13 protein-coding genes are annotated in these 13,066 nt (G+C 57.9%); 7 read left to right on the top strand and 6 right to left on the bottom strand.

Annotation, left to right across the window (positions count from 1 at the left end):
- Position 1: 1 nt before the first annotated feature.
- From hycE to hycA, 5 genes are all read right to left on the bottom strand, one after another.
- Positions 2-1,711 (bottom strand): formate hydrogenlyase subunit HycE, encoded by a 1,710-nt coding sequence (gene hycE / locus OGX81_RS09190; RefSeq protein WP_012134832.1) that lies wholly within the window; start codon positions 1,709-1,711, stop codon positions 2-4.
- Positions 1,712-1,728: 17 nt separating this feature from the next.
- Positions 1,729-2,652 (bottom strand): respiratory chain complex I subunit 1 family protein, encoded by a 924-nt coding sequence (locus OGX81_RS09185; RefSeq protein WP_104868271.1) that lies wholly within the window; start codon positions 2,650-2,652, stop codon positions 1,729-1,731.
- A 2-nt stretch (positions 2,653-2,654) separates the two neighbouring features.
- On the bottom strand, positions 2,655-4,481 hold the full coding sequence (gene hycC / locus OGX81_RS09180) for a formate hydrogenlyase subunit 3 (RefSeq protein ID WP_104868270.1): 1,827 nt from the start codon (positions 4,479-4,481) through the stop codon (positions 2,655-2,657).
- Positions 4,478-5,089: a formate hydrogenlyase subunit HycB gene (hycB, locus tag OGX81_RS09175; protein WP_047461668.1), complete on the bottom strand. Its 612-nt coding sequence runs from the start codon at positions 5,087-5,089 to the stop codon at positions 4,478-4,480. The genes hycC and hycB overlap by 4 nt, the downstream gene beginning before the upstream one ends.
- 146 nt (positions 5,090-5,235) lie before the next feature.
- Positions 5,236-5,697: a formate hydrogenlyase regulator HycA gene (hycA, locus tag OGX81_RS09170; protein ID WP_012134837.1), complete on the bottom strand. Its 462-nt coding sequence runs from the start codon at positions 5,695-5,697 to the stop codon at positions 5,236-5,238.
- 209 nt (positions 5,698-5,906) lie between these two features.
- On the opposite strand from hycA, the gene hypA reads away from it, so the two are divergent.
- From hypA to OGX81_RS09135, 7 genes are all read left to right on the top strand, one after another.
- Positions 5,907-6,278: a hydrogenase maturation nickel metallochaperone HypA gene (hypA, locus tag OGX81_RS09165; protein ID WP_104869110.1), complete on the top strand. Its 372-nt coding sequence runs from the start codon at positions 5,907-5,909 to the stop codon at positions 6,276-6,278.
- Between the two features lie 103 nt (positions 6,279-6,381).
- Positions 6,382-7,254 carry a hydrogenase nickel incorporation protein HypB gene (gene hypB, locus OGX81_RS09160; RefSeq protein ID WP_012134839.1) on the top strand — a complete coding sequence of 291 codons (873 nt, stop codon included), beginning with the start codon at positions 6,382-6,384 and terminating at the stop codon, positions 7,252-7,254.
- Positions 7,245-7,517, top strand: a complete 273-nt coding sequence (gene hypC / locus OGX81_RS09155) for a hydrogenase 3 maturation protein HypC (RefSeq protein ID WP_047461662.1) — start codon at positions 7,245-7,247, stop codon at positions 7,515-7,517. The genes hypB and hypC overlap by 10 nt, the downstream gene beginning before the upstream one ends.
- A complete protein-coding gene (hypD, locus tag OGX81_RS09150; protein ID WP_012134841.1) occupies positions 7,517-8,638 on the top strand; it encodes a hydrogenase formation protein HypD in 1,122 nt (373 codons plus the stop codon). The genes hypC and hypD overlap by 1 nt, the downstream gene beginning before the upstream one ends.
- Positions 8,635-9,645, top strand: coding sequence for a hydrogenase expression/formation protein HypE (gene hypE / locus OGX81_RS09145; RefSeq protein WP_047461655.1), 1,011 nt, complete (start codon positions 8,635-8,637; stop codon positions 9,643-9,645). The genes hypD and hypE overlap by 4 nt, the downstream gene beginning before the upstream one ends.
- A gap of 389 nt (positions 9,646-10,034) precedes the next feature.
- The gene (flhA, locus tag OGX81_RS09140) at positions 10,035-12,113 is read left to right on the top strand and encodes a formate hydrogenlyase transcriptional activator FlhA (RefSeq protein ID WP_104868269.1); all 2,079 of its coding nucleotides are present in this window, start codon (positions 10,035-10,037) and stop codon (positions 12,111-12,113) included.
- Positions 12,114-12,157: 44 nt separating this feature from the next.
- Positions 12,158-12,586 carry a TOBE domain-containing protein gene (locus tag OGX81_RS09135; protein WP_012134844.1) on the top strand — a complete coding sequence of 143 codons (429 nt, stop codon included), beginning with the start codon at positions 12,158-12,160 and terminating at the stop codon, positions 12,584-12,586.
- Positions 12,587-12,662: 76 nt separating this feature from the next.
- Here OGX81_RS09135 and OGX81_RS09130 read toward each other — a convergent pair whose 3' ends face one another.
- Positions 12,663-13,007, bottom strand: coding sequence for a nitrous oxide-stimulated promoter family protein (locus OGX81_RS09130; RefSeq protein ID WP_024130896.1), 345 nt, complete (start codon positions 13,005-13,007; stop codon positions 12,663-12,665).
- Positions 13,008-13,066: the final 59 nt, after the last annotated feature.

Raw genomic sequence — 13,066 nt, 5'->3', positions numbered from 1 at the left:
CTTATTTCAGCGGCGAGTTTTTACGCTCAATGCTGTAGCGCTCAAGTTCTTTGTACGGCACGACTTTGCTCTTCTTCTTACGCACATCCACCACGGTCATGCGGTCGGTACAGGAGTAGCAAGGGTCGAGGCTACCGATGATCAGCGGCGCGTCGGATACCGTGTTACCGCGCAGCATATAGCGCAGGGTCGGCCAGTTGGCGTAGGTCGCCGCACGGCAGCGCCAGCGGTACAGCTTCTGGTTGTCGCCGGTCATGCTCCAGTGGATGTCATCCCCGCGCGGCGCTTCGGCAAAGCCCAGCGCAAAACGGTGTGGGATATAGGTAAAGCCTTCCACCATCAGCGGGCCGCCCGGCAGGTTGTCCAGGCCGAAATCGATCATGTTCAGCGCGGTGTACACTTCGTTGATGCGCACTTTCAGACGGGAGATGACGTCACAGCCCTGCTCGCTATGCACTTCCATCGGCAGCAGGCCGTAGCCGACAAACGGGTGATCGGCGCGGGTATCGCGCGCGTGACCGCTGGCGCGCACCATCGGCCCCACGTTACTGAAGTCGCGGGCGATTTCCGGGTCGAGGCGCCCAATGCCGACGGTGCGTTGCTCCATGTTCGGCGTGCTGAGCAGCATATCCACCAGTTCCTGCACCTCGCGGCGCATCTGCTGCGCCAGTTGACGGGTCTGGATCATGTCCTCTTTCAGCAGATCGCGACGAATCCCGCCGATCAGGTTCAGACCGTAGGTTTTACGCGCCCCGGTAAGGATCTCCGCCATTTTCATCGACGTTTCACGCACGCGGAAGAACTGCATAAAGCCGGAGTCAAAGCCGGTAAAGTGGCAGGCCAGACCGAGGTTCAGCAGGTGTGAATGCAGACGCTCAACTTCCAGCAGAATGGCACGGATCATCTGCGCGCGTTCCGGCACCACGATGCCCATCGCATTCTCGACGGAGGTGGTATAGGCGGTGCTGTGAGCAAAGCCGCAAATGCCGCACACGCGATCCGACAGGAAGGTGACTTCGTTGTAGCCCATGCGGGTTTCCGCCAGTTTCTCCATGCCGCGATGGACGTAGAACAGGCGGTAATCGGCGTCGATAATGTTTTCGCCGTCAACAAACAGACGGAAGTGACCCGGTTCATCAGAGGTGACGTGCAGCGGGCCGATCGGCACCACGTTGTTTTTCTTGTCACCCAGTTCGTTGATAAATTCGTAGGTTTCGGCATCGGTGGTCGGCGCCGGACGTTGACGGTAATCCATGCTGTCTTTACGCAGCGGATAGAGTTCATCCGGCCAGTCATCCGGCAGCACCAGGCGGCGTTCATCAGGCAGGCCGACCGGGATCAGGCCATACATGTCGCGCACTTCGCGTTCGCCCCACACCGCAGCCGGCACGCGCGGCGTCACGGACGGAAACTCCAGTTTGTTGGCATCGACTTCAACGCGCACGGTTATCCAGCACTTCGTCCCCTGCTCCATCGACAACACGTAGTAAACGGCATAGTGGCCGCACAGCTGGCGTTCGTCGTTGCCAAACAGTACCGAGAGCCATCCGCCCTGTTTGTAGTAGAGAAACTCCACCACTTCCGGCAGGTAGTTCACCTTCACGGTGAGGGTCAGCTGATCTTTGGTCTGCCAGGCTTCGTCCAGCACCACGCCCGGAAAAGCCTGGTGCAGCGCCGCAAGGTATTGTTGACCTAATTTTTCTTCAGACATGCTCAAACTCTCTTAAATCACGCCACCAGCAAGGAGACGAATGCTAAAAACGCAAACCCAAAACCGGCCCAGGTCACGCGTGAAGTGGCGCAAAAACGCAGGCGCGCCATGCTGTTTTCGAACAGGGCAATCACCAGTACGCCAGCGATCAGCTTGACGATGGCAATCACCAGCGCCAGCAGCAGCCCACCTGCGCTGAAGGTCTCCATCTGTCCCCACGGCAGGAATACGCCGACAAACATTTGCAGCACCACCAGCTGTTTCAGGCTGATGCCCCACTTCAGCACCGCGAAGCCGCTGCCGCTGTATTCGGTCAGCGGGCCTTCCTGCAACTCCTGCTCCGCTTCCGCCAGATCGAAAGGCAGTTTGCCCATCTCGATAAAGGTGGCGAACGCGCAGGCGCACAGCGCCAGCATCAGCGGAATGCTGCGTGCTACCGGCCAGTGGTAAATCGTGTCGGTGATATTGCTGATGTGCGTGGAACCGGCCACCTGCGCCGCCACCCACAGGCCGAGCAGCAGGATTGGCTCCACCAGTACGCCGAGCATCGCTTCGCGGCTTGCGCCGATCGCGGTAAATGGACTCCCGGTATCCAGACCGGCAATAGAAAAGAAGAAACGGGCGATCGCAAAGAGGTAGATCAGGGTGATCAGATCGCCCAACTGCGGCAACGGCGAACCAACCGTCACCACCGGCAGCGCGGTGGCGATAGTCAGCATGACACCGACCATCACAAACGGCGTCAGGCGAAAGACCCAGCCGGAATCGGCAGGCGCAACGCTCTGGCGCCCCAACAGTTTGATCAGGTCGCGATACTCCTGCAAAACGCCCGGCCCACGACGGTTGTGCAACCGGGCACGCGCCACGCGGGTAATACCGGACAGCAGCGGCGCTGCGGCGAATAACACCAGCGCCTGAATTAACGGATATAACACACTCATTCTCAGGCTCCTCGTGAAACCACAATCACCACCAGCACCGCCAGCTCAATCAGCGCCAGGCGGCGGAACAGAGCCGGTGCCGCCGCATTCTGCCAGCCCGGAACCAGCGATACCGGGTTAAGCCATTTACGCAACTTAAGTACCAGGGCAAAGGCCTCTTTCACCGGCATGGCGAAACCGTGGGCGGTAATCACCATCGACTGCTCGTGGTCGTAGCCACAGACCCAGGCCGCGCCGCGTGAACGCGACGGCAGACGGTTGCCTTTGAAAATCGCCATGATGATGAACGGCAGCAGCGGACAGGCGATCAGCAGCAGCGCGATCATCGGCTGAGAAACGGTGGTGTTCGCCGTCTCCAGCGGCAGAGGCACGGCGGTGGAGATCAGCGGCAGCAGCCACGGCGCGGCAACGCCGCCCAGCACGCAGCAAATGGCCAGCGCGACGACGCTCACCCCCATCAGGATTGGCGCACAGCAGGTGTTTTCCGCCTCTTTGGTACGCGGCGCGCCAAGGAACGTAACGCCATAGACTTTCGCCATACACATCACCGCCAGCGCACCGGTAATTGCCAGCCCGACGGCCAGCAACGGCCCTAACAGACGGCCAATGAACGCGCCGCTGTTGCCCAGTTTGAAGAAGGACTGATAGATAACCCACTCACCGGCAAACCCGTTCAGCGGCGGCAGCGCGGCCATCGCCATCAGGCCAATCAACATCGCGACAGAAATCACCGGCATACGTTTACCAATACCGCCCAGTTTTTCGATGTCGCGGTGCCCGGTACGGAACCAAATGCTGCCCGCGCCCAAAAACAGCACGCTTTTGAACAGGCTATGGTTGACCAGATGATAGAGACCACCGGTCAGGCCGAGCGCAATCAGCGCCGGTTGATTAAGGGCGATACCGGTGACGCCCGCGCCCAGACCGAGCAGGATAATGCCGATGTTTTCCAGAGTGTGGTACGCCAGCAGACGCTGAATGTTATGTTCCATCAGCGCATACAGACCGCCGACAAACGCGGTGATCATGCCGAGCACCAGCAGCAGAACGCCCCACCACAGCGGCGCATTGCCGCCAATCAGCGATAAAGAGAGAATGCCCAGCAGACCCATTTTCATCACCACGGTAGAGAACAGGGCCGCCGCCGGCGCGCTGGCGTTGGCATGCGCCTGCGGCACCCAACCGTGCAGCGGGATAATCCCGGCCAGCAGACCAAAACCGACTACGCCGAGCAGCCAGATGTCAGAACCGAGCGGCAGCGCCTGGGCGCGCAGATCGAGCAGACGCAGCTCCAGCGTGCCGTAACGCTGCCACACCAGCCAGCAGGCGACAGCCAGCAGCAGCGTACCGATACGCCCCAGCGCAAACCACAGTTTGCCCTCTTTGCTGCAACCGGTAAGAAACACCGCGCACAGCGCCATGATTTCCGCCATCACCACCAGCGTGCCGAGATTGCTGGCGACGACCGCGCAAACTGCCGCCGCCATCAGCAGGTTTACCAGCAGCCCGTTGGCTAACACCTGTGGGTGACGATGCCAGTCGATGTTGTACAGGCTGACGAACAGCCCGCACAGCCCCAGCGTAATCAGCCAGATGGCGTTGAGCGGGGTGATTTGTAAACCATGACCGATCAACGGCATCACGCCGCTGACCGCTGTCGCATTCACCAGGACGGAAACACCCGCCGCCGCGGTATACAGACTGCCGACCGCGCCGCCGACACCGGCGACCCAGCCGCTCAGCGCTTTATGAAAGGAGAACAGAAATGCCAGTACGGCCGCCGCCGCGAACCAGGCCACACCGCTATTGATCAATGAAATTGCGTTCATTTTGCCTCCCCACTTTGCGCCTGCTGAAACAAGGTGAGATCGCCAAAATCGGTGTTGAAGGTCAGCTCACGTTTGCGCTTGCTGGCGCGGGCGATATCCATGTTATTCACCAGGTGTAACGCGTTGGTCGGACACATCCGCACGCAGGCCGGGCCTTGTTCGTCGAAGCTGCACAGATCGCATTTGACCGCGATGGCGCGCACGCCCGGCACCCAGTCCAGCAGCGTGCTGACGCGTGCCGGCGCAGGAGGCGCCGGCGGGGCTTTCGGTGAATTGGCATTCGCCGGAATATGCAGCGGACGGCTGCCGGAAAATTCAATCGCGCCGAACGGGCAGGCAATGCCACACAGCTTGCAGCTTACGCACAGGCTTTCATTCAGCTGTACGGCGCCGTCTACCCGATTGATGGCGTTTACCGGGCACACCACGGCACAGGGCGCATCTTCACAGTGGTGACACAACTGCGGCGCGGATTCTTTTTCATTGAGCATCACTTTCAGCCGCGGCATTGATTGCAGGCCGTGCTGGCGATGCGTCTCTGAACAGGCTGCTTCACAGGTGTGGCAGCCAATACAGAGCGTGGAGTCAGCAATTACAAAACGATTCACCAGGCATTCCTCAGGTGATAGTCATTTTTGACGAAAACATGTCTGAAAAATGTCATTTTCGACACTTATCGACATTCCCATCCCCTCAAACATTCATATGCAGCGTGAAGCGCACGCCGCGAGTAACAACGGGCAGCGCCTCGTGCTTATGCCGCCGGGCTATTTCCCTTTACCAGTTGACGTAAATTCACCGGGCGATTGTTTTCCACGGCGGTGTACAGGCTGTCGTAAACGCTGGCGATTTTTTCGAGATAGTGCTCCAGCACCTGCTCGCGATCGCGGTTACTGACCTTCTCATCAACGAGGCCGTCAATGGTCAATTGCGCTTGTGCAATCAACTGCTTATCTTCACCGTCTTTGGTTTCGACGTAATACTCGATGGTGTGGCTGTTAAAGCCGTCCGCCAGGGTGACGTAAATCGTGAAGTGCTCGAAAAGCACAAAGCACAGATCTTTGTCCGGCGCACAGCTCATGGCGTGATGCAGACGCGCTTTTGATAAGGTGATCCCCTGAACCAGTGAGTTGCAGTAGATTCGCCACTGGTCCAGCAGGCGATGATGCCGCTGCGCGATGTAATCAGCCTTTTCGCTTATTTCCCAAATAGTCATGTCAGGTTACCCGGTTAGCAGAGATAGCCAGCCTTAAGCATTTTCCATGCCAGTTTTTAAACCTTTATTTTTCATGATGATACAAAAACAGCCATCACGTTCGACGCCGTGACGACATGTCATTTCGTCATCGTCGTCATTGTCACAAGCAAGGGAAAAATAACTGGCATATTTATTGCTTATTCAGGGCAATGAATTCGGGAGGCGATATGCACGAAATAACTCTCTGCCAACGGACACTGGAATTAATTGAACAACAGGCCGCAGCGCACGGTGCAAAACGGGTAACTGGGGTCTGGCTCAAAATTGGCGCATTTTCTTGCGTAGAAACCAGCGCTCTCGCCTTTTGTTTTGATCTGGTATGCCGTGGCACCCTGGCGGAAGGTTGTAAACTCCACCTCGAAGAACAAGAAGCCGAATGCTGGTGCGAGTCTTGTCAGCAGTACGTCACGTTACTGACGCAGCGCGTGCGCCGTTGTCCGCAATGCCAGAGCGACACGTTACGCATTGTGGCCGATGACGGGTTGCAGATTCGCCGAATTGAAATAGACAGTAATCCAACGCCGGATAGCGACGCCTGAGCGTCTTATCCGGCCGACAGGAATGGCCTGAGTTGTAGGCTGGATAAGGCAAAGCCGCCATCCGGCAATAGATTTACCGCAAGATAGAGATCAGGAGTGAGCGATGTGTACGACATGCGGTTGCGGTGAAGGCAACCTTTATATAGAGGGAGATGAGCATAATCCCCATTCGGCGTTTCGTAGCGCGCCTTTTGCCCCGGCGGCTCGCCCGGCGCTGAACATCACCGGCGTGAAGACATCCGCCTTTACCCCGAGCCAGACCGCAGAAGGCGATCTGCACTACGGTCACGGTGAAGCGGGAACCCATGCGCCGGGTATGAGCCAGCGCCGGATGCTGGAAGTCGAAATTGACGTGCTGGACAAAAATAACCGTCTGGCCGAGCGCAACCGCGCCCGCTTCGCCGCCCGCCAGCATCTGGTGCTCAACCTTGTCTCCAGCCCCGGTTCCGGTAAAACCACCCTGCTGACCGAAACGCTGATGAAGTTAAAAGACAGCGTGCCGTGCGCGGTGATTGAAGGCGACCAGCAAACGGTCAACGACGCCGCCCGCATCCGCGCGACCGGTACGCCCGCTATTCAGGTCAACACCGGCAAAGGCTGCCATCTTGATGCGCAAATGATTGCCGATGCCGCTCCGCGTCTGCCGCTGGCCGACAACGGTATTCTGTTTATCGAAAACGTCGGCAACCTTGTCTGCCCGGCCAGCTTTGACCTCGGCGAGCGCCATAAAGTGGCGGTGCTTTCCGTCACGGAAGGCGAAGACAAGCCGCTGAAATACCCGCATATGTTCGCCGCCGCTTCGCTCATGCTCCTGAACAAAGTCGATCTGCTGCCGTACCTCAATTTTGACGTTGAGAAGTGCATCGCCAGCGCCCGGGAAGTCAATCCTGACATTGAGATCATCCTCATCTCCGCCACCAGCGGCGAAGGGATGGATCGGTGGCTGAACTGGCTGGAGGCACAGCGATGTGCATAGGCGTTCCGGGGCAAATTCGCTCCATTGACGGCAACCAGGCGAAAGTCGATGTCTGCGGCATCCAGCGCGATGTTGACCTGACGCTGGTTGGCAGTTGCGATGAGAGCGGTGAGCCGCGTCTGGGCCAGTGGGTGCTGGTTCACGTTGGTTTTGCCATGAGTGTGATTAACGAAGCGGAAGCGCGCGACACCCTCGACGCGCTGCAAAACATGTTTGATGTCGAACCGGACGTCGGCGCTTTGTTGTATGGCGAGGAAAAATAATGCGTTTTGTTGACGAATATCGCGCACCGGAACAAGTGATGCAGTTGATTGATCACCTGCGTGAACGTGCCGCGCATCTCCCTTATACCGCCGAACGTCCGCTGCGCATTATGGAAGTGTGCGGCGGTCATACGCACGCCATCTTCAAGTTCGGCCTCGACCAGCTGCTGCCCGACAACGTGGAGTTTATCCACGGCCCCGGCTGCCCGGTGTGCGTGCTGCCGATGGGCAGAATTGACAGCTGCGTGGAGATCGCCAGCCATCCTGAGGTGATTTTCTGCACCTTTGGCGATGCCATACGCGTACCGGGGAAACAGGGTTCGCTATTGCAGGCCAAAGCCCGTGGCGCAGATATCCGCATTGTTTATTCGCCAATGGATGCCCTGAAACTGGCGCAGGAAAACCCAACGCGCAAAGTCGTTTTCTTCGGTCTGGGATTTGAAACCACCATGCCGACCACCGCCATCACGCTGCAACAGGCGAAGCTTCGCAACGTGCAGAACTTTTACTTTTTCTGCCAGCACATCACGCTTATTCCAACGCTGCGCAGCCTGCTGGAGCAGCCGGATAACGGAATTGACGCGTTTCTCGCGCCGGGTCACGTCAGCATGGTGATCGGCACCGACGCCTATAGCTTCATCGCGACGGATTTCCATCGTCCTCTGGTGGTGGCGGGATTCGAACCGCTTGATCTACTGCAAGGCGTCGTCATGCTGGTTGAGCAGAAAATAGCCTCCCATAGCCAGGTTGAGAACCAGTACCGTCGCGTGGTGCCGGATGCCGGTAATCTACTGGCGCAACAGGCTATCGCCGAGGTGTTTTGCGTCAACGGCGACAGCGAATGGCGCGGGCTGGGCGTGATTGAATCATCCGGTGTCCACCTGACGCCAGACTACCAGCGGTTTGACGCCGAAGCGCACTTCCGCCCGGCGCCGCAACAGGTGTGCGACGATCCGCGTGCGCGCTGCGGAGAAGTGCTCACCGGCAAGTGCAAACCGCACCAGTGCCCGTTGTTTGGCACGACCTGTAACCCGCAGACGGCGTTCGGCGCGTTAATGGTCTCCTCCGAGGGGGCATGCGCCGCCTGGTATCAATATCGTCAGCAGGAGTGTGAAGCATGAACAGCGTACAACTTGCCCACGGCAGCGGCGGTCTGGCCATGCAGCAGCTGATTAACAGCCTGTTTATGGAAGCCTTTGCCAACCCGTGGCTGGCTGAGCAGGAAGATCAGGCGCGTCTTGAACTGGCGCAACTGGCGGCGGAAGGCGATCGCCTGGCCTTCTCCACCGACAGCTATGTTATTGACCCGCTTTTTTTCCCCGGCGGCAATATCGGCAAACTGGCGATTTGCGGCACGGCCAACGACGTGGCGGTCAGCGGCGCGATCCCGCGTTATCTCTCCTGCGGCTTTATCCTCGAAGAAGGTCTGCCGATGGAGACGCTGAAAAGCGTGGTGAACAGCATGGCGGCAACCGCGCGCGAAGCCGGTATCGCCATTGTGACCGGTGATACCAAAGTCGTTCAGCGCGGCGCGGCGGATAAGCTGTTCATCAACACCGCCGGGATGGGGGCGATTCCCGCCAATATTCACTGGGGGGCGCAGACATTAAGTGTGGGAGATGTGCTGCTGGTCAGCGGCACGCTCGGCGATCATGGCGCAACGATCCTCAATTTGCGTGAACAACTGGGGCTGGATGGCGAACTGGTCAGCGACTGCGCAGTATTAACCCCGCTTATTCAGACGCTGCGCGATATTCCAGGCGTGAAAGCCTTACGCGATGCGACGCGCGGCGGCGTGAATGCTGTCGCCCATGAGTTTGCCGCCGCCTGCGGCTTCGGTATTGAGCTGTCTGAATCCGCGCTGCCGGTCAAACCGGCGGTGCGCGGCGTTTGCGAACTGCTGGGGCTGGATGCGCTTAACTTTGCCAATGAAGGCAAACTGGTGATCGCCGTTGAGCGCCAGGCCGCAGACGCGGTGCTTGACGCGCTGCGCGCGCACCCGCTGGGCCGCGATGCGGCGCCGATCGGCGAGGTAGTTGAACGCAGAGGCGTTCGCCTGGCCGGTCTGTATGGCGTGAAACGTACCCTTGATTTACCCCACGCCGAACCGTTGCCGCGTATATGCTAGCGCCTGATGGCGCTGTGCTTATCAGGCCTACGGTTCAATGCAGTTTGTAGGCTGGATAAGGCGTTTACGCCGCCATCCGGCAAAGGCGCCTGATGGCGCTGCGCTTATCAGGCCTACGGTTCGACGCAGTTTGTAGGCCGGATAAGGCGTTTACGCCGCCATCCGGCAAAGGTGCCTGATGGCGCTGCGCTTATCAGGCCTACGGTTCGACGCAGTTTGTAGACCGGATAAGGCGTTTACGCCACCATCCGGCAAAGGCGCCTGATGGCGCTACGCTTATCAGGCCTACGGATGGACAGGCCTGCGGTGATACCCAAAATATATTACCTATATCTATAATTTATTTACCGTTTTCGCACCGCATCGCGGTGCTTTTCTGGAAAAGCAACATGTCGTATACACCGATGAGCGATCTCGGACAACAAGGTTTGTTCGACATCACTCGTACATTATTGCAGCAGCCCGACCTGGCGTCGCTCAGTGAAGCGCTTTCGCAACTGGTCAAGCGCTCAGCGCTGGCCGACAGCGCGGCTATTGTGTTATGGCAGCCACAGACACAACGCGCGCGTTATTATGCAACTCGCGAAAATGGTAAACCTGTCGCGTATGAAGACGAAACCGTGCTGGCACACGGCCCGGTTCGGCGCATTCTCTCGCGCCCCGATGCGCTGCACTGCAATCATCACGAATTCAGCGAAACCTGGCCGCAACTGGCGACAAACGGGCTGTACGGTGAATTTGGCCACTACTGTTTGCTGCCGCTGGCCGCTGAAGGGCGCATTTTTGGCGGCTGCGAATTCATCCGCCAAAACGACCAGCCGTGGAGCGAGAAAGAATACGAACGTCTGCAAACCTTCACCCAGATTGTCGCAGTGGTCGCTGAGCAAATTCAGTGTCGGGTCAGCAATAACGTTGACTACGATCTCCTGTGCCGTGAGCGCGACAACTTCCGCATTCTGGTGGCGATCACCAATGCCGTGCTTTCACGACTGGACATCGACGAACTGGTGAGCGAAGTCGCGAAAGAGATCCACCACTACTTTAATATCGATGCCATTAGCATCGTCCTGCACAGCTCCCGCAAAAACAAGCTGAGCATCTATTCCACGCATTATCTGGATGAACATAATCCCGCGCATGAACAAAGCGAAGTGGACGAAGCGGGAACGCTCTCTGAACGGGTTTTCAAAAGCAAAGAGATGCTGCTGATTAACCTGAACGAGCGGGATACGCTTGCGCCGTACGAACGCATGCTGTTCGACACCTGGGGCAACCAGATACAGACCCTGTGTCTGCTGCCGCTGATGTCCGGCAATACAATGCTCGGCGTGCTGAAGCTGGCGCAATGCGAAGAGAAAGTGTTTACCACCGCCAACCTCAAACTGCTGCGCCAGATTGCCGAACGCGTGGCGATTGCCGTGGACAACGCCCTCGCCTATCAGGAGATTCACCGGCTGAAAGAGCGTCTGGTCGACGAGAACCTGGCGCTTACCGAGCAGCTCAATAACGTGGATAGCGAATTTGGCGAGATAATCGGTCGCAGCGAAGCCATGTACAACGTACTCAAGCAGGTGGAGATGGTGGCGCAAAGCGACAGCACCGTCCTGATCCTCGGTGAAACAGGAACCGGTAAAGAGCTGATCGCCAGGGCGATTCATAATCTGAGCGGGCGTAACGCACGGCGAATGGTGAAGATGAATTGCGCGGCGATGCCCGCCGGGCTGCTGGAAAGCGATCTGTTTGGTCACGAGCGCGGCGCCTTTACCGGCGCCAGCGCGCAGCGTATTGGCCGCTTTGAGCTGGCGGATAAAAGCTCGCTGTTTCTTGATGAAGTGGGCGACATGCCGCTGGAGCTACAGCCGAAACTGCTGCGTGTGCTCCAGGAGCAGGAATTTGAACGTCTGGGCAGCAATAAACTGATCCAGACAGACGTCAGGCTGATCGCCGCCACCAACCGCGATCTGAAAAAAATGGTGGCCGATCGTGAGTTCCGCAACGATCTCTATTACCGTCTGAACGTCTTTCCGATCCAGCTCCCGCCGCTGCGCGAGCGCCCGGAGGACATTCCGCTGCTGGTCAAAGCCTTCACCTTTAAAATCGCCCGCCGGATGGGGCGCAACATCAACAGTATTCCTGCCGAAACGCTACGCACGCTGAGCAATATGGAGTGGCCGGGGAACGTCCGCGAGCTGGAAAACGTCGTCGAGCGCGCCGTTCTGCTGACGCGGGGCAACGTGCTGCAACTCTCGCTGCCGGACATAGGAATGCTCACGCCGGGCGCGCCGCCGGTCGCCACCGAAGTCGCCCAGGAGGGCGAGGATGAATTTCAGCTCATTATGCGCGTGTTGAAAGAGACAAATGGCGTGGTGGCGGGGCCAAAAGGCGCCGCGCAGCGTCTGGGGCTGAAGCGCACCACCCTGCTCTCTCGCATGAAACGATTAGGCATTGATAAAGATGCATTGGTATAGCATCTCTGGCTATACTGGCAGATATCTCAACGAAAGGAGGCAGTATGGCGGTATCAGCACGTAATCAACTGACCGGTACGGTTAGCGCAGTCGCAACGGGTGCGGTGAATGATGAAGTTGAACTGACGCTGGCGGGCGGCGCAAAACTGGTGGCGATTGTCACTCACAGCAGCCAGCAGGCGCTGGGTCTGACAAACGGAAAAGACGCCATTGCTTTGATTAAAGCCCCCTGGGTTACTCTGGCAAGCGAAGATTGCGGCCTGAAGTTCTCCGCCCGCAACCAGTTTGCCGGTAGCGTATCTCAGGTGACGGAAGGCGCAGTCAACGCGACTGTACACATCAAAACCGACGCCGGTTTTGAGATTGTGGCCGTTGTCACCAATGAGAGTCAGGAAGAGATGAAACTGGCGCAGGGCAGTCGCGTTATTGCGCTGATTAAGGCGTCAGCGATTCTGATTGCGACCAAAGCGTAATGGTGTTGCCCGATGGCGCTAACGCTTATCGGGCCTACGCAACTGCGATTAACTCCCGCCATCCGGCAAGACACATTTATTTCTTGCGCTGATACTTTTCCGGCAATTCCGGGACGGGGCGTTTGTCATCAATAAGGTGACGGATGGTCAAAATCGGATGGCGCCAGAGCATTCTTGGGCCTGCCCAACGCATGATCTGCTTCATCTCCTCACGCTTCGCGGGCTGATAACAGTGTACCGGACACTGCTTACAGGCCGGTTTTTCCTCGCCAAACACGCACTTATCCAGCCGCTTTTGCGCATAGGCAAACAGCGCATCGTAATGACCTTGCTCGTTTGAGGCCTGCGGGCACTGGCTCTCGTACAGCGCGATCATTTTTTTAATCGTCAGTTTTTCACGAGCAATACGCTTACCGGACATGATGCCTCCACAAATAAGTTGCATAAATAATACACCTTATCTTCTCTCAGGACTATCAC

This window comes from Citrobacter sp. CK206 (genome assembly GCF_030333125.1).
GTDB classification, from domain to species: domain Bacteria; phylum Pseudomonadota; class Gammaproteobacteria; order Enterobacterales; family Enterobacteriaceae; genus Citrobacter_B; species Citrobacter_B koseri.
Note: the sequence above shows the minus strand (reverse complement) of the source record. Positions and strands in the feature narration are given on the sequence as shown.

Excerpts from the sequence above, each read along its gene's own strand:
- OGX81_RS09130 (WP_024130896.1), bottom strand. The coding sequence starts at position 13,007 with ATGTCCGGTAAGCGTATTGCTCGTGAAAAACTGACGATTAAAAAAATG.
- hypB (WP_012134839.1), top strand. The coding sequence starts at position 6,382 with ATGTGTACGACATGCGGTTGCGGTGAAGGCAACCTTTATATAGAGGGA.
- hypA (WP_104869110.1), top strand. The coding sequence starts at position 5,907 with ATGCACGAAATAACTCTCTGCCAACGGACACTGGAATTAATTGAACAA.
- hypD (WP_012134841.1), top strand. The coding sequence starts at position 7,517 with ATGCGTTTTGTTGACGAATATCGCGCACCGGAACAAGTGATGCAGTTG.
- hycA (WP_012134837.1), bottom strand. The coding sequence starts at position 5,697 with ATGACTATTTGGGAAATAAGCGAAAAGGCTGATTACATCGCGCAGCGG.
- OGX81_RS09185 (WP_104868271.1), bottom strand. The coding sequence starts at position 2,652 with ATGAGTGTGTTATATCCGTTAATTCAGGCGCTGGTGTTATTCGCCGCA.
- hypE (WP_047461655.1), top strand. The coding sequence starts at position 8,635 with ATGAACAGCGTACAACTTGCCCACGGCAGCGGCGGTCTGGCCATGCAG.
- OGX81_RS09135 (WP_012134844.1), top strand. The coding sequence starts at position 12,158 with ATGGCGGTATCAGCACGTAATCAACTGACCGGTACGGTTAGCGCAGTC.
- flhA (WP_104868269.1), top strand. The coding sequence starts at position 10,035 with ATGTCGTATACACCGATGAGCGATCTCGGACAACAAGGTTTGTTCGAC.
- hycE (WP_012134832.1), bottom strand. The coding sequence starts at position 1,711 with ATGTCTGAAGAAAAATTAGGTCAACAATACCTTGCGGCGCTGCACCAG.
- hypC (WP_047461662.1), top strand. The coding sequence starts at position 7,245 with ATGTGCATAGGCGTTCCGGGGCAAATTCGCTCCATTGACGGCAACCAG.
- hycC (WP_104868270.1), bottom strand. The coding sequence starts at position 4,481 with ATGAACGCAATTTCATTGATCAATAGCGGTGTGGCCTGGTTCGCGGCG.